The sequence below is a fragment of the Halomonas sp. 707B3 genome, from assembly GCF_024158645.1.
In the GTDB taxonomy this organism is placed as follows: Bacteria; Pseudomonadota; Gammaproteobacteria; order Pseudomonadales; family Halomonadaceae; genus Vreelandella; species Vreelandella lionensis.
Genome location: NZ_JAMZBE010000061.1, coordinates 1 through 20823 on the forward strand (window position 1 = coordinate 1; position 20823 = coordinate 20823).

Annotated in this window: 15 protein-coding genes; 3 read left to right on the top strand and 12 right to left on the bottom strand. The window is 49.5% G+C overall.

All coding sequences use genetic code 11. From position 1 onward, the window contains the following. Window positions 1–608: 608 nt before the first annotated feature. A complete protein-coding gene (locus tag BIS10_RS09840; protein WP_253504817.1) occupies window positions 609–1556 on the top strand; it encodes a hypothetical protein in 948 nt (315 codons plus the stop codon). 718 nt (window positions 1557–2274) lie between these two features. Here the strand turns inward: BIS10_RS09840 and BIS10_RS09845 are convergent. Then, window positions 2275–2655 carry a hypothetical protein gene (locus BIS10_RS09845; protein ID WP_253504821.1) on the bottom strand — a complete coding sequence of 127 codons (381 nt, stop codon included), beginning with the start codon at window positions 2653–2655 and terminating at the stop codon, window positions 2275–2277. A gap of 343 nt (window positions 2656–2998) precedes the next feature. Between BIS10_RS09845 and BIS10_RS09850 the strand changes: the two genes are divergently transcribed. Further along, a complete protein-coding gene (locus BIS10_RS09850) occupies window positions 2999–3478 on the top strand; it encodes a DUF2846 domain-containing protein (RefSeq protein ID WP_253504824.1) in 480 nt (159 codons plus the stop codon). Window positions 3479–3572: 94 nt separating this feature from the next. Here BIS10_RS09850 and BIS10_RS09855 read toward each other — a convergent pair whose 3' ends face one another. From BIS10_RS09855 to BIS10_RS09895, 9 genes are all read right to left on the bottom strand, one after another. Continuing rightward, the gene (locus BIS10_RS09855; RefSeq protein ID WP_253504827.1) at window positions 3573–4844 is read right to left on the bottom strand and encodes a Y-family DNA polymerase; all 1272 of its coding nucleotides are present in this window, start codon (window positions 4842–4844) and stop codon (window positions 3573–3575) included. Continuing rightward, window positions 4841–5287 (bottom strand): LexA family transcriptional regulator, encoded by a 447-nt coding sequence (locus BIS10_RS09860; RefSeq protein ID WP_009723805.1) that lies wholly within the window; start codon window positions 5285–5287, stop codon window positions 4841–4843. The genes BIS10_RS09855 and BIS10_RS09860 overlap by 4 nt, the downstream gene beginning before the upstream one ends. 73 nt (window positions 5288–5360) lie before the next feature. Further along, complete coding sequence (locus BIS10_RS09865; RefSeq protein WP_253504830.1) at window positions 5361–6047, bottom strand: hypothetical protein; 687 nt, start codon at window positions 6045–6047, stop codon at window positions 5361–5363. 17 nt (window positions 6048–6064) lie between these two features. After that, complete coding sequence (locus BIS10_RS09870) at window positions 6065–7120, bottom strand: helix-hairpin-helix domain-containing protein (RefSeq protein ID WP_253504833.1); 1056 nt, start codon at window positions 7118–7120, stop codon at window positions 6065–6067. A 58-nt stretch (window positions 7121–7178) separates the two neighbouring features. Further along, the gene (locus BIS10_RS09875; protein WP_253504836.1) at window positions 7179–8099 is read right to left on the bottom strand and encodes an HNH endonuclease; all 921 of its coding nucleotides are present in this window, start codon (window positions 8097–8099) and stop codon (window positions 7179–7181) included. Window positions 8100–8133: 34 nt separating this feature from the next. Beyond that, window positions 8134–9135 (bottom strand): restriction endonuclease, encoded by a 1002-nt coding sequence (locus tag BIS10_RS09880; RefSeq protein ID WP_253504838.1) that lies wholly within the window; start codon window positions 9133–9135, stop codon window positions 8134–8136. Window positions 9136–9185: 50 nt separating this feature from the next. Then, window positions 9186–9896: a hypothetical protein gene (locus tag BIS10_RS09885; RefSeq protein ID WP_253504841.1), complete on the bottom strand. Its 711-nt coding sequence runs from the start codon at window positions 9894–9896 to the stop codon at window positions 9186–9188. A gap of 100 nt (window positions 9897–9996) precedes the next feature. Next, window positions 9997–14904 (bottom strand): type ISP restriction/modification enzyme, encoded by a 4908-nt coding sequence (locus BIS10_RS09890; RefSeq protein ID WP_253504844.1) that lies wholly within the window; start codon window positions 14902–14904, stop codon window positions 9997–9999. 88 nt (window positions 14905–14992) lie between these two features. Next, window positions 14993–16393: a site-specific integrase gene (locus BIS10_RS09895; RefSeq protein WP_253504847.1), complete on the bottom strand. Its 1401-nt coding sequence runs from the start codon at window positions 16391–16393 to the stop codon at window positions 14993–14995. Between the two features lie 418 nt (window positions 16394–16811). On the opposite strand from BIS10_RS09895, the gene BIS10_RS09900 reads away from it, so the two are divergent. After that, complete coding sequence (locus tag BIS10_RS09900; protein WP_392567166.1) at window positions 16812–17966, top strand: MFS transporter; 1155 nt, start codon at window positions 16812–16814, stop codon at window positions 17964–17966. Window positions 17967–17977: 11 nt separating this feature from the next. Here the strand turns inward: BIS10_RS09900 and BIS10_RS09905 are convergent, their stop codons facing one another. Together BIS10_RS09905 and BIS10_RS09910 are read right to left on the bottom strand one after the other, a co-directional pair. Further along, window positions 17978–18757 (bottom strand): sulfite exporter TauE/SafE family protein, encoded by a 780-nt coding sequence (locus tag BIS10_RS09905; RefSeq protein ID WP_253504853.1) that lies wholly within the window; start codon window positions 18755–18757, stop codon window positions 17978–17980. A 31-nt stretch (window positions 18758–18788) separates the two neighbouring features. After that, window positions 18789–20823, bottom strand: a 2035-nt coding sequence (locus BIS10_RS09910; RefSeq protein ID WP_253504856.1) for an ATP-dependent DNA helicase, incomplete at its 5' end; no start/stop codon positions are given.

Genomic DNA, 20823 nt, shown 5'->3' on the forward strand with positions numbered 1-20823 from the left:
ATTTTATTTCGGTGCCATACCCGGGGCCACCTAGCCTAGGAGCGTGAGCGCAGCGAACGCGACGCCAGGCGGTAGGTGGCTACGGGTGATGGCAACGTAAAAGATAAAGAATAAATGATCCTATTTTGTCGGCTCGGCATGTAAGCCTGAAAAATATCTCCTATACCACGATATACCGTGAATTAACTTCATCCCTAATTACATAACAGATGTGGTTGAGTCTCCAGCCGGGTACATTGGTTTTGAGAGATGAGCACCTGGACATGCGTAGTGGTGGCATGTGTTTGCTTAGATTAGATGTTCATTATCCGAAGATATTGAAGCAGCAGCTGGCTGATGCCTGAGGAGAATTTTCGATGGGTCTGGGATTTCAGCTGTTGTTGCTAATACTAGCGGACAATTCTGGTGTACCTTCTCTAGCCATGATTACTAAATAGTCAATAAAAACAAAAACTTAAAAAATAAAACACCAGCTCAAAATATCAAGTTTAGCCTATTAGGGCTTTATCTCGAGAGCTTGGCGATTCCTGGTTATGGCTTAGCAAGCCTTGACTAAAATTGCGTTTTCATCAATTCTCATTTAATGAAAAATGACAGAGTATCAATTCATGTCCAATTCCCTCCTGCTGCGAAAAGCCATGCAAGCTCTTGACCTCTCAGGTGTAGCGCTGGCACGCCGGATATCTACCTATCGTGATGATGGCCGAGTAACAGCGCCTGAGACTGTCAGCCGCTGGTTATCTGGAACAAATGCCGTTGAGCCTTCGGTGTTGGCCTGGCTGGAAGAACTCCTAAGAACCAAAGCACTGGCCTCCCCTCGCCCTATCATTCAATGGCCAAAGAAGCGCTCAATTGTAATTGGTGTAACCAGTTCCAAAGGGGGAGTAGGCACCTCAACCGTAGCGCTCAACCTGGCCGTCGTGGCGCAGCTTGATTTCAAGATGAAGACCTATCACTTGATCCCAGAGGCTGATTCATCCGGGCAATACATCAAAGAAATCCGGAGGCGGATTGGCCTGGATACCTACCTAGTCACATTCCAAGAGCTTCTGGACAATAAGCCCGATGATAATGAGATCCACATTATTGATATCCACTCAGGCGCGGCAAAGGACGCCCTAGCAGGGAAAAGCAGTACTTTCTTGGAAATTTTTGAGCCTGATATTTTATTGATACCAGCAGACTTCGGTTCAAGAATGGAGATTCCTACGGTCAACTATTTTGCGAATATGGAGAACTTGAAGGGGCGCGTACGTCTGCTGCATCGCCCCAGAAGCATGAATATGGGTTTTCACAAAACTTGTGCAAAGGAGGGACTTGATCCCGCTAGTGAAATATTCTGCTCTACATTCATTCCTCAAACAAAAAGTAGCCAATTACACATACCTACAGAAATGTTTGGTAGCTGGAGAAGCCTTGAGCAACAAATGTACCATCAGGATTTGCTTGAGTACCTAATTACCGAATTGGGGGGTGAAGTCTTACAGTCACATGATACGGTCAATCAAATCAAGGCTATGACGCTGCTAGAGCTGCTGGATTATTTGCAAAAATAACTCAGGCACCTAGAAGAAAGTCTCTACATACAAGCACCAAGGACGGCGCTATATTTCCTTAGGCATTTGGATGCCTAAGGAAGCAGACGAGTACGTCACACCATTAGTACCCAAGGGACGTATGAGCCAGCACACATGAACGTGTAGTTTCATAGGATTGAAATAGTGAAGAAAGTGACTGCAGCTTCAGCGTTGTTGTTAGTTTCATTGGCTTTGGATGTATCTGCGTGGGAACCAGTGGAGCCCACTGTTACTTTTGGGCAGGAAGAAAATAGCGGATGGGGGGATAATTCCGACAGTGACGCCTATCAGAATGAATCACCTGGATATCGTAGTAGCTCGGGAACTAGCTACCAATACGATCTAAGCAGCCCAACAGACAGAATTCTTTATGGTGTAGATCCAGCAGCCCAGCTACGTGACGAACATGATCCCAGGGTAGATCTCGATAGAGGTAGCCTAAATCAGTATGGTGGTGGCGCTTACCGATAACTGCTGGGGCTGCTATTGGCTGGTATCGAACTAGAGCAGAAAGCCGATACCAGCTTTATGTCGTGGACAGGCAGAGCCCACCTAAGAACAGTGGAAATAACCACGAGTAAGATCATGGTTGTCACTGGTTTGGGTGACAAATTGAATACTTAGGGTAACCCAATTTGTCACGATTATGGATGACATACCCGTGGTTTTGGCGTTGTTGGCTAAGATCAGCGGTTTATCACCGGGCGCCTGGTTTGAAGGTCAGTGTCTCAACTTTCCTGCCCGAAATATGTACATCGCACCGAATGTTGGTGAAGGCATGTGGTTTGAGGCAATCCAGCTCTACTGGTTGTCCCTCATAACTGCCTTGAAGGCTACCAGAGCCATCTTTATGTAAAGGGCCACGTACAGTACGAACACCATTTACGTAGAGAGATACGTCATACCTGATGTCGTTGAGTAAAACTCCGGGAATGATCTGCTGATCCATTTCCAAGTTGAGGGTATAAGCCTCCCCCGCCACCGTTGATTGCACATCACCACTTCCATGCTGGATGTTAGATGTGCAACCTGCCAACCCCATCATGGCGCCTGCTACAAGTAAGATTCCTGGCTTCATTCTTATTCCTTGACTTCAAGCCCCTGTCACTACCGAGGCATAGATAAATAAGTAGGTACCACCATGAGCCAATAATCTCTACAAAAGCACCGTGAGAATTATGGTCAGGGGCTCTCTTTACTGATCCTGCGCTTGGTTTCCAACAACCCCCACTACTTAGCTTGCTGCCCTATATCAATTAAACCTAATCTCGGGATGACATTTGGCTAAATACAGTTAACATAACATTGCCCGATATCATGGGCCAAGGGCTCCAGTATCTGAGCACTCGAAGCCTTTTATGGCTAATACAAAATGAATTAGCGAGATCACTCTCGCTCAAGGGATGACAAAGGTGGGATACATGAAACTGCAGGGAATGGGAAAACTGGTTCTGGCGTTAGTCGCTATGGCCTTGATCACCGGCTGTGCTGCCAAAGCACCCTCCTCAAGCAATATGCAGGCAGAACTGCAGGGCTTTGAACTGCCGCAGCAACCCTCTGCTGATGAAGGCATGGTGTATGTGGTACGTCCTGAAATAACAGGCACCTTGGTTCGCTTTAATGTGTTTCTGAATAACCAAGAGGATGCGTCTGAGGTTGGCCACACGCGCGGTAGCCAGCATATCTATTTCCCTGTTGAGCCAGGCCAGCATACGGTTTATTCCAAAGCTGAAAACTGGGCATCGATTGATGTAGACGTTGCACCAGGTGAAACGGTATTCATCCGTCAGCATGCTAAGATGGGCCTAGTAATGGCACGTAATACGCTGTCTCTGCTGAATGAGCTAGAGGGAGAGTACTTTGTCAAAGAGACTAACCCTGGCACCATGACGAATCGTTAGCATTTGATAACGCTGTGGAGCTCGGATTTACCAGAGAGTTCTACATCGGTTTGTGGGTCTATGTTGAATAGGCCCACAACCACTTTCGACTCCCTCACCGAACACTCAATAGCTCTTTCCACTGGGTGGTATAACGCGGCGTTCTTCTTTCACTGCGTAGCGTCCAGGCATTACCTTGCCTAGATAAGCCCAACTGTATCGTTCCCCTACCCAGCTCTCTGTTCAGCTTATCTACCGTTGCCATCAGCCGTTCACTACGTTGAGCATCTGCTTCTGTCTGAGGTGTTTCTGCTAGGGAGAGCTGTCGGTTTGCTTTGGGAGATAAATCCAGCAACATCAAGCCTGCCTTATGGTAGCTATATCCTTTACGCCAGAGTTTGCGTAGCCCTTGTGTGGATGCGGCGACCAGTTCACGGCTGTCATCAGTAGGTCGATCCAGGGTAATAACTACACGGTTCCGATATTGGGGAAGGTCTTCACGGAAGGGATTGGTGCGAACAAATACCATCACAGCACTGGTGACACTGGCTTGCTTGCGAAGCTTTTCTCCTGCTCGGCAGGCATGCTGCCTTAACGCTTCACGCAGATCGTGAGGGCTACTGGTCAACCGGCCAAATGAACGAGATACCATGATTTGTTGTTTGGGCTCACTCATATCGTCCAAGTGAATAGCTGGCTGACCACGTAGCTCCCATACAATACGCTCTTGAACCACAGAGAAGCGTCGACGGATGTGTTTAGGGTCTGCCTCTCGTAACTGCCAAGCAGTTTCTATCCCCATGACCTGTAACCTTTCGCCTGTTCGGCGGGCAATCCCCCAAAGCTCTGTCACGGGCAGCTGCTTGAGTAAGGCAATGGTAACTGGGCTGTCAGCCTCTAGCAGACAGACACCCCGAAAAGCATCGTTCTTCTTCGCAGCATGGTTCGCTACTTTGGCAAGCACCCTGGTCGGTGCAAATCCAACAGATACCGGAATGCCGGTCCATTGCCGTACGGTTTGGCGTAACAGCTGACCTCTCTCCTCTAGTGTTCCTGGTTCAAATCCTTGGAAGCCGACAAAACTTTCATCAATGGAGTACACCTCAACATGGGGAGAGAACTCCGCAAGGACCTCATTGATGCGCCTAGACATATCACCATACAGGGCATAGTTACTAGAAAGCAGAACCGTTTGCCGACGTATTTGGGGAGGCAACAGGTGCATAGGCGTGCCCATTTTAACTCCCAGGGCTTTTAGCTCATTAGAGCGAGCGACAACACATCCATCATTGTTCGATAGCACACCGACTGGCTGGCCTTCTAATCGAGGATTGAAAGCCCTTTCACAGCTAACATAGAAGTTATTGCAGTCCACCAGCGCTATCACGGTAATGACCTCAACACGTTATGAATTACATCTGTAACGACGCCCCATACATGAGATTCACGACCATCCAAGGGAATAGGCTTGTAGGCAGGATTACTGGCTTTGAGGTAGGTGCGTTGGCCAATTCGATCTAGCTTTTTGACGGTGAGTTCACCATCTACAGCGATGACGATAATACGACCTGGCAGGGCTTCCAGACTTCTATCCACGACAAGCAAATCACCATGATGAATACCGTCACCAATCATAGAGTCGCCCTCGGCACGCACGAAGTAAGTAGCTGCTGGGCGCTTCACTACATAGCTGTGCAGGTCTAGCTCTGTATCGAGGTGATCATCAGCAGGCGAAGGAAAGCCAGCCCTAACAGCGCTCGTGAACATAGGAAGTGGCTGGAAACCAGCCAGAGGATCGGCTTTTCCGACAAATGAGGCAGTAAGTGACATGAGTATGGCCCTCCATAATTACTGTATAGAAAAACAGTATCTTTATAGAGAGCCAAATGTGCAAGGCTTGTCGTTAGAAGTCTTCTATCGGCGCTTGGCCTGCTTTATCTTTAAGCCGATTAAGATGCTGACCTGGAAGGAAAAAAGAGGCTGACAGAGTAGGCCCCCAATACTCATCCTCGTACACATATACATCAACTGCACGTGCATCTGATGGCATGCCTACTAAAAACTCTTCGGCATTAGAGTAGTCCCGCATACTATCAAGATATTCTTGCTCGACTAATGACGCACCAAAGTATCCCGACCTCAGCTGCTCCCTTTCGAAAGCCGCAATATCTGATAATAAGCTGGCTTCATCGTGATAAGTGCCATTCCGAGCATGTGCCACAAGATCAAACGTTCCAGTACTTCCCTCAGCGAATACCAACCCAAAACTACGTACAAGCGCACCTATAAGTGTGGCATACAAGTCATCGCTATAATCTGCCACAACGCTGGTGTACATCAGCGTGTCGTCGTCATTAAACATGAGCTGCCCCTGAAAGGAGCGCTGCAGAAAGGTAATGTCATCGTGGCATAACGCATACTCCCCTAGATCAGACGTACAGTCGTAGTACCCCTGGCTCCGAGGAAACTCATCGATATGCTGGCCGTAATGCCAGTCCTGGAATAGACGAGTATCATCATTGGCCACCGCTATCGGCACGGCAATAAGCGAAGCACTTGCTAACGCTGCAGTGGTGATCCAGTACTTCATTCCCTTGCTCCTTTCTTTTAGGGGCAAACCAGCCCGCTGTTTTTAATAGTTTCTACGCTAGCCACACCTAGCCCACTTACCTGCGAAAGCTCATCTGCATTTGTCCAAGGCCGCATCTCAATAATGTGTTCGGCTCTTACTGAACCAACATTTGGCAACTCGGCTAGTTGTTCAGCAGTGGCTTCATTAAGGTCAATGCAATAGGTCGGGTCATTAGCTGCTTCATAAGCAGCTCCCAGAAAAGAGGACAGCTGTAATTCAGCTGTGCCCAATGCCAACCAGACAGGAGCGTGATCCGACACAATGCTTCGGGCCGTCACATGATCTGCTTCTAGCAACTCAGGAAACTGAACAATTCCACGACTCGTAATATTTAACTGTCCTGGGGATTTCCAAAAGTTGTCATAGAGGTTACTCCACACACCTTCGGATGTACCCAGTGTTGTGGCTCCGGCAGTAATCGCAGGTATAGCACCAAGTGTCTTCAGCGGCTCCCAGCCATTGTGGGAAGGCCTGAGATTGAAATCACCAACAAGTAAGCGCGGCGTATCTGGGTATACCTCTTCCAACCACTGCCAATAGCTTGCAAGTGCTTCAATTTCCGGTAAACGGTCACCAATGCTTCGACCGTAGGTAATATGTACGTTAGCAAGGGCAAACTGCTGGCCTGTTCTATCACTGCGGAATTGGGCAGAAAACGGCTCCCGAGCAAACACATCTCGAGTGTCGATATACACTACTGCACCGGAGTCATAGGATACGGCAGAGTCACGCCACACAAACCCATAGTGTTCTCTATAAGTGGAGCGACCAAGCGCGTGGCTGGCCATGCTCGACCAGCTTTCATCACTAGCAGCTTCTAATTCAGCCTCAAGACGCTCCAAAGCTTCCTCGTTCATTAATTCCTGGATCGCTAGTACGTCAAAGTGATTGGCTATATGAGCGACCTTGTCATAGCGTTTGTTGTTGTCCCAGCCAAGGTTCTGGATATTCCAACTACCAATAATTATGTTTGCGAATGCTGCTGAAGGAAGCATCAGGGCTACGGCGAGGGCACAGAATAAAAATCTCACAAGCTATCCCTAAATTTATAAATGCTTGGTTCATCACTTGGCTTGATGAACAGTAGAGCTATGAAGCCTGGAAGCAGTGCTGCATATGCCAATCCAGCTTTTCACGATCTGGCTTCAGTTCAGCCTCATGTGGAAGTACGGTCAGCTCTTTACCATCCAGTCGATAGTAGGCTTTGCCGTTAAAATACAGCTCGTGGATTTTAGGGCTGATGCGAATTTTGTAGTCAGGATCTATGCCTACTAACCCCGTATCAAAGAGGCGATGAAAATCGGCTCGGAGTAGTAGCCCATTCCGCACGTCGTGCTTTTTTTCTTGGGCAAATGGCTTAATGTGCGCTGCCTCTAGTGTCACTAAGGTATTTTCACCCGTCATCGCACAACGTCGTCGGTAAGCATCGGTGACCATTACACGAAAAGAAGACTGGCCGATGCGTGGCTGATATGTACTTTCTTCTCCATAGCCACCAAGAATTTCAGCATCCCCCTGAAGGCTATCCTCTTTGGCCTGGGCCTCCATAACTTCACGAAAGTGTCGCCAAATGAAAGCGCCGCTAAATTCACCTGTATCGTAGTGCTTACCACGCACGATATTAGGTGACCACTCTGGAGGCTTCTCCAGCCATTGATTTTGAGGAAAGAAAAAGGGATTGGCGAGCACGGTACATCCAACATCCCTAGACAGGTCATGCCCTCTTAACGCCCCAACCATCTTGCTGAACTCAGCTAGTGAACTGGCTCCGTTCTTCTCACCAAACACCTCCCACGCTAGGTGCAGGGGAAGGACTGATGTTGTGACATAAAAGCCTCCACCCGCGATATGGTTATAGGGCCGCTTCAATTTAAACAGAAACGGCATCCCCACTGGGGGCCGCTTAAATAATGGCGTTGCACTTGGCTGCCAAAAATTAACTTCGTCCAACCCACCATGCTGTAGGTTGGCAAACCATCGGTTATCGGTGACACCAACCCAGAATTTCATGGGACATCTCCATAGGTAAGCACTAACAACGAAGCTAGTCCGCCGGCCAATACATCTGCATCAGCGGAAGCAAGGCTCGTCCCTCGGTATCGAAACTTGGATAATTCTCAACAGCCAGGTTGGCCAAGTCATCAAGGTCTACCAAAGTAATCGGGTTAGGTGCCCTGTCTGCTTCATACCTGGCTTCACGGGTAAAACCACCCGTGCTAACGAAGATTCCGTTCTGACCACTTCTGACCACGGTGATGAAACTACGAAGCACTGTAGAGCCTATGCTGCCATTCCGGTGCTTAATTTCTACTTTAATATGCGGCTTTGTGAGGCCTAAGCCATCAGGAGAGGCTTCCACGTCCACCCCCCTATCAGGGCCACGCGGTGACACTTTAGTGCGGTATCCCATGGCTCGCAGGATGGCAGCAAAAAAATGCTCCATATCCTCAGGTGTGAGCTGCAAGATCCGGTCTTTGATCAGCTCATGGCTTTGGGCACGGATATGTTCACTCAGCTGAACCAGGTCTGCCTCTACCTCTTCTGGCTCTTGAGCAAGCACAGGCTGCTTACCCTCTAGAGCTGCTCGCATCTCATTGATGATCGGATCCGATAAACTGAAGAGAGCGAGGGTGGAACCAAGCGAATTACGTGTGGATTGAGTTAAGACATCACGCGACACTTTGCCCTCCCACTTCACCCGTCGGATTTGCGCATAGTCCTCCACCTGGTTATCGGTAGACAAAAACTCGTATTGTCCTTGGTCTGTACCTACTAAATACTCTCTCAGCTCTGGACTGTAGGTGATGATGGTGTCGCCTTGTTGAATGACATCACAAAACTTATGGATCATAGCCACTGCATTGCCTGTTCTACCTGGCTTGGCATTTCCGTGATGCTCGATGTATGCCTGCCTCAATTTGGCAATAGAACCATATCTTTGGAGATCACCAAGAGCGTTCCATCCAACGGCTACACAGCTGCGTGACTCAAATAAATCAAACAGCCGACCACCTTCACCAGCCCTGACCATCCATCCTTGGGACATAGAAATCAACCATTCTGTGTGTCTGTTTAAAATGACAATTCAAAAATTAGCTATGAACGGCTCCATGCATCATACTCCATGGAGCCAAGCCCATAAGTTCCATAACGATATTTGCTTTGAGGAAGTCCCATAGGCCCAACACTATCAGGCAATGGGTTACGAGAGAGGTACTGCTTAATCAAGCGTTGTTGCTCAGCGAAAGAGGCATGCTTATCTAATGACTGATCACTATCCTGAGCTGACTCGACGGCTTGGGTGGCAAACTCAACTGGGAATTTCTTACCCTTTCTAGCGCAGTTAGCTTTTAGCCTTTCATCAATGGTTTGATCTAGGCGTTGAATTTCTGCCAGTACATGATCAAAAAATTGACCCAGATCCAAAGGCTCGCTTAAACGCTCCTGTTTTGAAAACTTCTCCACCTCAGCCAGCAAGAATTCCGTGTTGCACAGATGAGGATTATTGAAAGCATCATTTAACTGCCAGCTACCGCCATTTTTATTTACAAAACGATTCTTTTTGGATGAATACTTATACGGCGTGAACTCATTGGCCCACTCTATAAAGACATCATCTGAGTTACGCTCACGCGCAATCTTCAGTAACAGCGCCATGGACATACCATTAGCGCTGCCTTTGACCCCATGAAGCCCCATCAAAAAATACGTGTGCTCCGCCAAGCTAGTCATTTGAAAACACTCAAACATAAGCTTAAACATTTTATTATCGCCATACTTCATGGCTAGGCTATGCCAACTATCCATGTCGTTACCTCGTAGCTCTGGACACAATCGAAGTCACAGGCGTAAATCCCGTACCGTTGTCAAATGACACTATCGTACCTTGATGCTATAGCTACCGACATCAATCGATGTCTAAGGTTGGTAACCCCCGTACGATCCTCATGGTTTCCAGACTGACGGTGACCACCCTCTGAAATAGTTTGAGTGGATAGGCCGGATCATTCATGGTTTCGATCGCATAGTCGTTGGCATCATTGACGATGCCGCTTTTCTTGTCCGTCTTAACTACCTGACGCTCCATTACCCACTCTAGTGCTGGCTTGCCGTTGACCACATATTCATAAGCTTCCAGTGGTATGCCGGTCATCGTAATGTATTGGTTGTACTTCACTGTCGACTTGTCTTTGTCCTTAGTCGTACCACCAAATTTCCACTTCTTTTCGACTCGGAAGTGCTCTGGTGTCAGGTCATCATAGGTGTAGCCTTTGGGTAGATTGAGTACTACAGGGTAAGGCTCGACTTCTTCAAAATTGACGTGCAGCTCACCCAGTTTTCGGCCAGCTTCTACAAAAGCCCAGAAGTCATCGGCTTGCTTCACAGCAGGAATGCGGGGCATCTGCTTGGCTAGATTGTGATGAAAACGCTCACGGTAATCCGATGAATGCAGCAGACCGTAGACATAATAGAAAAGGTCTTCTTTAGAGATGGTTTCAACTGGGTACGCTGCTTGAAAGTAAACCAGTCCTTCATCGGTGATTGCATCACGGCGGTGCGGGCAAGTACTATTGCCGCCTGCAGCTGCAAATAGGTCTTGGTCTTCTGGCTTCTCGTAAAGGTAAAGCGGGAAGCATTGGCCTTTTTCGATCGTATCGAGGCTCGGCATTCTGTCGGTCATCAACGCAGAGAAACCAGCACGAGCCCCAACTCCCGAAACCTGAATAACAAGGTTATATGCTTCGGCATTTGGGAAAATACGAGGCATTTGGTAGACCATTTCATTCAGGCGTCGACCAAAATACTGCCACTGCATCGTATAAGGCCGATAGCAAAGAGGAACCACTTCTCCGTCGTTGTAGTTGAGAGTTTTATCCCGAGAAAAATCTAATTTCAGTGAACGGGTCCAACTAAATCTACTTGGCTCACTATTTACGTAAGACTCAACAGGCCCAGAATAGCCCTCTTGCACTTTACGACTTAATTCATTGTTATAGTTAAAAATAAGCTGGGTAATATTAGCTTGCAGCTTTTCTTGGCTCGATTGAATACACCATGCATCACGGTTTGTGACTACGCCAAGAGAGTAGTTTGCGAAAATTGTGGGCTCATTCGACTTCTTGTCCCCCATAAGGAAGTATTGGTCATAGCTTCCTTCAACTTGATCAATCCAGTCATTGTTCTCGTCAGGGACAATTTCTTCCCACCCATCTTCAGCAGTTATTCCCGCAACTGATCGTAAGCTATGAATTCTTTTTAGTTTCTGAGCAGTGGTAAGGTCTTTTCCAATATCATAAAAATATATTTGGCCAGTTTCTTGAGCATGAGTATTCTTAACTAATACAGCAACAGAAATCCCCGTCATGCTTCCAGCACCGAAGATGTTTTGCCCTTCGCCAGAAACACCACCAGAAAGCATATTTTTACGGACATCACCACGCAAATGGAATACATAGAGGCTACTAAACTCGTCTGCCAAGCACTTACGCATCCCATCAGCAAATGAACGCTCTATCCAAGCACTGCCTGACACAAAGGCCATTACACCTGCATCACCTAACCTATCACTTGCCCAACGAAAAGCCCGGATATAGCTATCGTAAAGATTTTGGTATAGACCAGCTTGTGAGTACTCTGCATAAGTATGCCTAATGCGGTTGTCTAAATGAGGGTACTTCACATTCTTGGCATTATCATGCTCATTTTTTTGTCCTGAAGAATATGGCGGGTTGCCCATGATGACACGGATATCGAGCTCTTTTTGCCGAGTTCGACGACCTGAGTTATCTGCCAACAAACCTGAAACCAAATCATCTTTTTCATACATCTGGAAAGTATCAGTTAAGCAAATACCTTCAAAAGGTGTGTACTCAGCCCCGCTCATATCATGGTAGACAGCTTCGATGTTAATAGCTGCTATGTAATAGGCAAGCAAGACAATTTCATTGGCATGAATTTCATTCTGATACTTGTAGGCTAGCTCTTCTGGTTTGATTAGCCCTGACTGCAACAATCGGGTAATAAACGTTCCTGTCCCCGTAAAGGGGTCAATAATGTGAACGCCTTTACTACCTAACGTCTGGCCAAACTGATCCTGAAGAACGTCATTAACCGAATGAATGATGAAGTCCACCACCTCGACTGGTGTATAGACGATACCTAAACTTTTCTGTATACGAGGGAACGCGCTTTTGAAAAACTTATCATAAAGTTGCACGACTAGCTGTTGTTTGCCATGAGCTGTCTCAATACCCGCAGCACGCCGTTTCACGCTATCGTAAAACTTTTCAAGTGACTGAGATTCTTTTTCGATGTTGTGCTCATCTAAGGCATCTAGTACTTTCTGGATGGCACAAGACACGGGGTTCTGTTGTGTAAATTTGTTGCCTTCAAAGAGAGCTTCAAACACTGGCCGTGTGATGAGGTGTTGAGCCAGCATCTCAATAGCATCATCTTCACTGATGCTGTCATTGAGATCATCACGTAGTTCTTTTAGGAAAGAATCAAACGTTGCTCGCACGCGCAGCTGAGTGTCAAGCGTCGCTTTGATACGTTCGATATGCCTAGTAGCAATCTTGGCAATGTCTTTGGCCCAGTCTTCCCAGTAGTCACGGGTACCACACTTCTTAACGATTTTAGCGAGGATAGCCGCACTGATTTCTTCGTTAAAGCTGAAACCTTGCTGCACACCCGCCCCAAGAGTTGGATCACTCTGATCATCCTGGTCACTGTTATCACCATTTCCGTGCCCCCCAATATTGCTATTGGTATTGTTTTTTCCATCACGGCTAGGCAAGTCGTTCACTTCAGCAGTGAGTGCGTTTAACTCCTCGCTATGTACACCAATAATCTCGATGGTCTTGCTGATGTCTTCACCTAGATCCGCTTTATTGATGGTGGCATCAAAGCGTTCATCATGGGCACGCAAAGCATTAAGAATTTGCCAGACGACTTTGTATTTTTCGTTGTCGTTAAGGGCTTGTTCGGGAGTAGTACCTGACGGAACCCCAATTGGTAAGATGACATACCCTAGGTTCTTTCCTTCGGCTCGCCGCATAACTCGCCCTACAGACTGGACAACATCTATCTGACTCTTACGCGGATGCAGGAACATAATGGCATCAAGCGCAGGAACATCGACACCTTCAGACAAGCAGCGAGCATTGGTCAGGATGCGGCACTCGTCCTGATCAGTTTCTGCTTTGATCCATTCCAAGAGCTGACTGCGTGACTTAGCATTATAGGTTCCATCAACATGGCGAATTTGACAGTTCAACCGCGGGCTTTCGTCGTCTTCATCGACCGTATCAAGATACTCACCTACCACTTCAGAGAACTGGTTTTCAATAAGCTTAGAACTTTGAATATCACGACAGAAGGCAAGCGCTCGCCGCATAGGCTGTGCGTCAAAACTGAGGTCATTCTGTAGGCTGGCTTTGGTGAGAGCCTTATAACAGCCAACGATTCGGCTGGCATCATCAAGTTGAAGCTCATTATCACCAGCAGATAGGGCTTTCTGGACCCCTCGACTGACCAAACCTTCATCCATTGCCAGCACGATTACCTTGTAATCAGTCAGAAGATCATTCTCGACCGCCCAGGAAAACCCACGATGGAAAAGTATCTGACCAAATTTGGAGGTATCATCCATTGAGCAGAGTTCGGCTCCCGCTTCACCTGCTTTAGTCTGCGCCTTCTCGCCGTAGATACGGGGTGTAGCCGTCATGTAGAGACGCTTCTTACTTTCTACATGATGATTATCGTGGATACGTACAAAATTTGATTCGTCTTTACCCGCTAAGGTAACGCCCGTGGTACGGTGTGCTTCATCACAAATGATCAGATCAAACTCGGGTAGACCGTGCTGCTTTTGAGCGTCTGAAATTACCTGGATGGATTGATAAGTAGAAAAGACCACTGTCATAGCGTCATGGTCTTCTGGTGTAGCAACTTTAGCTAGACGTGAGGAGTCTGTTGTTGCTGGGAAAGCGAGGTCGTGTTGCTGAAGTTCTGCAACGTCTTCGGCAATTTTGCGCTTACCCACTTGAGCATCGGAGCAAGCCGCAAAAGCACGAATAGGCGTAGTAGTGTCGTTACTCCATTCAGTAACCGTTTGTTGCATCAAGGCAAGTGAAGGCACCATGAAGAGTACACGCTTACCTGCACCGGCCATTGCCTCGGCAATTTTCAAGGCGGTAAAGGTTTTACCAGTACCGCACGCCATAATGAGCTTGCCACGATCAGCATTTTTCAATCCAGACTGCACAGCTTCTAAAGCTTCGCGCTGATGTGGACGTAGTGTCTTTTTATTCTGCAGAACGACTTCGCCTTTACAGACAAAAAGATCCCAATCAATCCGGCTATTCGCTAGCGCGTTCAAATCAATACGTAAGCTTTCGAGATATTGGTCTGAATCCTCAAACAGCGCCTGAGCGTTTTTACCTAGCGGTACCTCTGTTGTGTCGATGAGAATACGGCGGACAAAAGGCTTTCGGTTTGAATCGGCAAAAAATGAGTCTATGTCGATACGCTGCAGGCGGTGATTTTTTGAGTAGAACTTACATTGAATGGCACAGAACTGATCGACTGTGCCTGCCAGTCTTGCGACTAGATCAATACCTCGGTCTTGCCGGGTAGACCCAACGCCCTGCTCGTCTACCCAGTCAGCGTAATGCCAAACTTTGTCATAAAACCGGGATTGGACATCATCATTCTCAAAATAGGCTTTAACGAGATTCTCGAAGTAGGTGCCTTTTTCTCGCGAAGAAACAGCATGATCCTGATATTTTTCGAGAAGATCGTAAAGCGTAGACATGATTTTTCCCTTATTTCTTGGTAGAGACTAGCAAGTACAGTACGGGGATATTACCAAAGCGCTGGCATCCAGAGGGTACGATTAACTACTAATTTATATTTATCTTTTTTGGTTCAGTAACTACCGCATCAATAAGATGCTCGATCTGGCTTGTTAGCTCACCAACATTCAATGCAAACGCTTCCACAATGTCGCGGGTATGGTCGGGCCTGAGGTGAGCATAGTGTTGGATCGTCGTCTGGATATCACTGTGTGCCATCAACTTAGAGACCGCTAGCAGGTCGGCTCCAGCCATGACCAGCTGCGATGCAAAATTGTGGCGAAGGGTATAGAGCACCAAGTCGTCAGGTAGCTTGGCGAACGCTCTGACCTTCGACCATGGCTTTTGCATCGCTGTTCTATCAAAGCGCTTTCCTGTTAAGGGGTTAGGGAATACCAGCCCTGTTTTAGGCTTTCCTTGCTGCTTGTGCCAAGTCGTCAGCACCTCAACAACTGAGCTCGATAACGGGAAGGTCTGTGGTTCAGGGTGATGGTGTGCTGTCTTTTCGATGGTTTTTCGGACAGTTTTGAAGGGTAAATTGACGTGCTCCCAGCGGAGTCCTGCAATGTCTCCTGGACGAAAGCCTGTGTAATACATGAACAGAATCCACGGCTTCACGTGATCGACGTAGGCCAGCAGATCTAGGTCTGGAAGAAAGGCCTTACCGTGCGTTCGACTGTTACGTCGCTGCTTCCGCTTCTCCTCTTGATACAACTCCAACCCTAGGAAAAGTGCCTGTACTTCTTCTGGCTCAAGGTAGCGCCGCTCATTACCCACGGACGCTAGCTCCTCTTCTGTCATAGCTGGCTTCTGCAGCTTAATACCTTTGATTGGATTGGTAGGAATGACTTTTCGCTCAGCGGCATGAGCTAGCAAGGTATGTAGCGCTCCAAAGTCACGCTTCATGGTAGAGAAGGCACGTGGTTTGTTAGGTGCTTTACTATTGGGCCTAGAAGTCTTCATGGCCTCTTGCGCTGCCTGCCAACGCTCAACATCCGCACGTGTAATGCTCCCCATAGGCCTATCAAGCCAGTCAGCAAAGGCTTTACGCAGACGGTTCAACGTAGCTTGTCCGCCTTTCTTACGGCTTTGATAAGCTTTGTAGGGGCCGTCTAGATAAGAAAGAATCGTTTGCTGTGCTTGGAGTTGATGATCGAATTTAGCCTGCTCAGCAACGGCACGGGGATCTTTACCCTGAGCAATGTTAGCCAATGCTTCCTTTGCCAGCTGGCGGGCTTCTTCCGCGGTAATCTCACCATAGCGGCCAAGCGTCAGCACACGACGTTGACCGAGCGTGTTGTAGTAAGACAGTCGACAGGCAAGGCCACGCTTACCTGATCGGACGTGGTAACCACCTAAAGCGGTATCCCACACCTCGTGGCCATCAGGCAATGTTTTGGTCAAGCGATCCAATGTACGGGTCGTCAAGCTAGCGGTTGTTTTAGCCATTAAGGTCACCTTTTTCTAGGTTCCAAATAGGTTCCAGAGGTTGGAAATTACCCATATGGCTCAGCAAAAAGATGACAAGGCAGAACAGGAGTAACTCTTTGAAATAAATGAACTAACCGCGCAATCCAAAGAGATAGCTTATTACCCAACCAACCCCCTAAATCTCCTTCGGGAGGCAGAGGTCGTAGGTTCGAATCCTGCTATTCCGACCAAGAATTCAATGAAAACGGCCACTTAGCTTTTAGAGCAAGTGGCCGTTTTCGTGTGCGCGAACATCCGTTCTACCTATCGCCGCCTGCCGCTTAATGACTCCTTGGCTTGTCACAAAAAAATAAAGATAGCTTGCTAACGGCATGCTAAGGTAACTCCTTCTCCATACTCGTCATTTGGAAGCAGACCCATTAAACACTTAGCCCATATCAAAGCGGTCCTCTTACTCGCCAGCACCATGACAGTGATGTCAGGTGCCATTATTGCCCCTGCTCTGCCGGGTATCAGCCGTCACTTCCCTGAGCACCCTCAAGTCTTGATTCAACTGGTACTGACGATTCCTGCTCTCATGATTACGCTTTTTAGCCCACTGATGGGCTATTTAGCAGATCGCTTTGGGCGCAAGAAACTGCTGTTGATGATGCTATTTATTTACGGCTTTGCCGGAGTGGCAGGCTTTTTCATCGACCGTGTCGATTTGCTCTTGAGCTCCCGTGCGCTCATGGGCATTTCCGTAGCGGGCATCCTTAGCATTAGCACCACGCTGGTAGGCGATTATTTTGATGGCAATGAGCGTGTGCGTTTTTTAGGGCTACAAAGCAGCTGCATGGCGCTCGGGGGTGTGATTTTTATCAACCTGGGCGGGATACTTTCCGACTGGAGCTGGCGCGGCCCATTTCTACTCTATATGACCGGTTTATTGCTGCTTCCCTATGCCTGGGCCATCCTGCAAGAGCCGACGTCGGCCAGTACTCAAAGTAGTCATGCCAGTGATGAGCCGGTAAAGGTAGATTACGGGCGTACCGCCCTTGCCTATCTCATTGCCATGATTAGCATGATGATGTTCTACCTATTTCCTGCTCAGTTACCTTTTCTGCTCTCTCAACAAGGCCCCATTAGTGGCGTCGCCATCGGCATTGCCTTATCCATGGCAGCGTTTTCGGCCAGCATCGTTGCGTTCGGCTATGGCTATTACAAACCTTTTCTTTCGGTAATGACCATTTATGTACTTGGCTTTATCCTTGCCGCCACCGGATTTTTCATCGTAGGTTTAACCAATAGCTACGCGATGGCCATTATCGGTGCCGCTGTCTCAGGGTTTGGGCTAGGTGCGTTTATGCCTAATACCACGGCGTGGCTAATGCGCATTACGCCCCAGCGAGTGCGAGGGCGCGTGTTTGGTGGTTTTACGTCTACTTTCTTTTTTGGCCAGTTTATCTCTCCGGTGGTGGTCGCCCCGGCGTTACTATGGCTCGACACGCTACGCAGCGTGTTTGTTGCCATGGCGGTGCTGTGCTGCCTACTTGCGCTGATACTGGCTCTGCTTGGTCAAACCTACCTGAAGGCAGATGCCAAACTTTAGCGATGGCTGGCTTACCCAGGTGGATGAATCAGCCCCACGACGCTGACTAAAATCAACACCGCCCCCAGCACGCGGAAAAATAGACCCGTATCGGCATTGAGCAAGTAGCGGTGGGCTTTTTCACCAAGCAAGTGGCCGATAAAGGCACAGGGCAGCAGCCACAGTTGATGAATGAGCTGTAGGTCAACGCCTGCAATCACAAACGACACCATTTTGATCACGACCAAAATAAACCACAGCACAAACATGGTGTCGCGTAACTGCTCTTTCGCGACGTGAGTGGCGAACACGGACACAATCAGCGGTGCGCCAATCAGCGACGTGCCGCTAACGTAGCCCCCCAGCCCCAGCAGTACATAATCCACGTACTTATTGTTACTTCTAAACGGTTTATTCAACACATAGCCGATGGCGTAGATGATCACGATACCGAAGATGATACTGGTCATCACATTGGCGGGCAGGGTGAGCAACCCAACCACCCCCACCAGCTTGGGCACGATCATGATCTTGAGCGCTTTGCCTAAATAGCCCCAGTCGATGTTGCTCTGAACCGCAGCGCTGCTGCCCGCCTGCTGCAGCTGACGATGCCCATTCCAGGCAATCCAACTGGAAAAAATCAGCAGATGAATGGCAATAATCGGCAGGAACACCAATGGTTCGTTGACGACGAGCAGGAGAAACGGCAGCGCCAATACCGCGCCACCAAAGCCAAGACTGGTGCGCACAAAGCCGCTCCAGGCAAAGATAAGCCCAATCAGCACGTACTGATACCAAAGTAAATCTGCCATAGCGTTGATAGGTTTCCTTACAGTGATGGGATCAGCCCAACTGCCACCAGCGCGGCAGCAGTGCGCGCACCTGGGCATGGGCAAAACGGTCATCCATTAATACCACAACCCCTTCATCGTCGGGGCTGCGGATCACTCGCCCGGCGGCCTGTATCACCTTGATCATCCCAGGAATCCGATAGGTGTAGTCGTCTCCCCGGCCAAAGCGCGCCTGCAATCGAGCTTTCAGCGCTTCGTTAAAGTCGTTAAACGGCGGCAAGCCCAGCGTTGCCACAAAGGCACCGATCAATCGCTCACCGGGTAGGTCAATGCCCTCCGCGAAGGCTCCGCCCAGTACCGCAAAACCAATGCCTTTACCGCTGGGAGTAAAGCGCGCCAAAAACGCCTCTCGCTCGGGCTCCTGCATGCTGCGCGTTTGCGCAAACACCGGAATCTCAGGGTGCGCCTGCTCGAACGCGTCCATCACCTGCTTGAGGTAGGCAAAGCTACTAAAAAACGCCAAGTAGTGGCCCGGCTTGTGCTGATAGTGCGCCGCCAGTGTCGCTACAATCGGGGGCACCGACGCCGTGCGCTGATGGTAGCGGGTCGAGATATCGCTACGCACATGAACCTCTAGCTGTTGCGCCACGAAGGGAGATTCCACCTCGCGCCATACGCTGCGCTCCGGCAACCCCAGTAAGTCGCGGTAGTAGTAAAAAGGCGACAGCGTGGCGGAAAACAGCACCGTGCAGTGAGCGCGCTTAAAGCGCGGGGCGAGAAAGTCCGCCGGGACCACATTGCGTAGCCCAAGCACCGCACTTCCTTTGCCCTGACTTTCCAGGTCACAGAGGGAGTGCTCGTCAAACTGCTCCGCTAAGCGGCAGAACGCCAGCGTTTCAAACAGCAGCTCTTGAAGCGCCTGATTCGCCCCTTCGGGATGTTCCACGAGATAATCAGTCATCGCCCCGGCCAGGGTATGCAGTGCGCTCACCAGTTTGGTGGGCAGCGTTTCTAGCAAGTGGTAACGCCGCTCCGCCGCTTGGGCGGCCACCTCTTTATTGAGCGCCTGCCACTGCCTGCCTACGCGGGCCAGCGGCTTGGCTAAGGCGGGCGGGGAGTGACGGCGCAGGAAGCTCAAGCGCTGCTGGGAGAGCGCGGCGCTGTACATGCCACGAGCACGGTCTACCAGGTTATGCGCCTCATCTACCAGCAGCCCCACTCGCCAGTCGTTGGCTTGAGCAAGCCCGTGCAGCAGTGCGTGGCTATCGAACCAGTGGTTCACATCCCCCACCACCACATCGGCCCAGCGGGCTAGCTCCTGGCCTAAGTAGTAGGGGCAAACCTGATGCGCCAGCGCCACTTCGCGCAGCGCATCGCGCGCTAGCCAGCCTTTTTCCACCGCCGCTTGGCGGGCGGCAGGCAAGCGGTCGTAAAACCCTTTTGCTAACGGGCAGGCATCGCCTTGGCAGGCGGTGCCGGGGTATTCACAGGCTTTATCGCGGGCGACGAGTTCCAGCACCCTCAGCGGCTGGGCAGGAGCTTCTAGGCTCGCCAAGGCATCCAGCGCGAGGCGGCGGCCAGGGGTTTTCATAGTGAGAAAAGCGATGCGGTCGAGCCGCTGGCGGGGCATCGCTGAGAGCATGGGAAACAGCGTGCCCAGGGTTTTGCCAATGCCGGTGGGCGCTTGGGCCAGCAGGCAGCGTCCGGTGCTGGCGGCTTTGAACACATCTTCGGCCAACGCCCGCTGCCCTGGACGAAAGTCCACGTGGGGAAAGGTCAGCGTGGCGAGCCACGCATCGCGGCACTCGCGGTGGGCGGCCTCCTGCTCGGCCCAGGCTAAAAAGCGCTGGCATTGGTCGGCAAAAAACGCCGCTAGCTCCTCGGCACGGGTATCAAGCGTCAGCCGGGTTTCCTGGCTGCTGGCAATATCCAGGTACACCAGCGCCAGCGTGATGTGTGAAAGGCCGCGCTCGGCGCAGAGCAGCGCGCCGTATATCTTCACCTGGGCCCAGTGCAGTGCACGCTGGTTATCCGACATGCGCGCTAGGCTGCCGCGATGGGTTTTGACCTCTTCAACGCAATTCGCC

Coding starts and splice junctions, on each gene's coding strand:
- BIS10_RS09840 (WP_253504817.1), top strand. CDS start 609: ATGTCCAATTCCCTCCTGCTGCGAAAAGCCATGCAAGCTCTTGACCTC.
- BIS10_RS09880 (WP_253504838.1), bottom strand. CDS start 9,135: ATGTCCCAAGGATGGATGGTCAGGGCTGGTGAAGGTGGTCGGCTGTTT.
- BIS10_RS09845 (WP_253504821.1), bottom strand. CDS start 2,655: ATGAAGCCAGGAATCTTACTTGTAGCAGGCGCCATGATGGGGTTGGCA.
- BIS10_RS09905 (WP_253504853.1), bottom strand. CDS start 18,757: ATGGCAGATTTACTTTGGTATCAGTACGTGCTGATTGGGCTTATCTTT.
- BIS10_RS09865 (WP_253504830.1), bottom strand. CDS start 6,047: ATGAAGTACTGGATCACCACTGCAGCGTTAGCAAGTGCTTCGCTTATT.
- BIS10_RS09895 (WP_253504847.1), bottom strand. CDS start 16,393: ATGGCTAAAACAACCGCTAGCTTGACGACCCGTACATTGGATCGCTTG.
- BIS10_RS09890 (WP_253504844.1), bottom strand. CDS start 14,904: ATGTCTACGCTTTACGATCTTCTCGAAAAATATCAGGATCATGCTGTT.
- BIS10_RS09850 (WP_253504824.1), top strand. CDS start 2,999: ATGAAACTGCAGGGAATGGGAAAACTGGTTCTGGCGTTAGTCGCTATG.
- BIS10_RS09885 (WP_253504841.1), bottom strand. CDS start 9,896: ATGGATAGTTGGCATAGCCTAGCCATGAAGTATGGCGATAATAAAATG.
- BIS10_RS09875 (WP_253504836.1), bottom strand. CDS start 8,099: ATGAAATTCTGGGTTGGTGTCACCGATAACCGATGGTTTGCCAACCTA.
- BIS10_RS09860 (WP_009723805.1), bottom strand. CDS start 5,287: ATGTCACTTACTGCCTCATTTGTCGGAAAAGCCGATCCTCTGGCTGGT.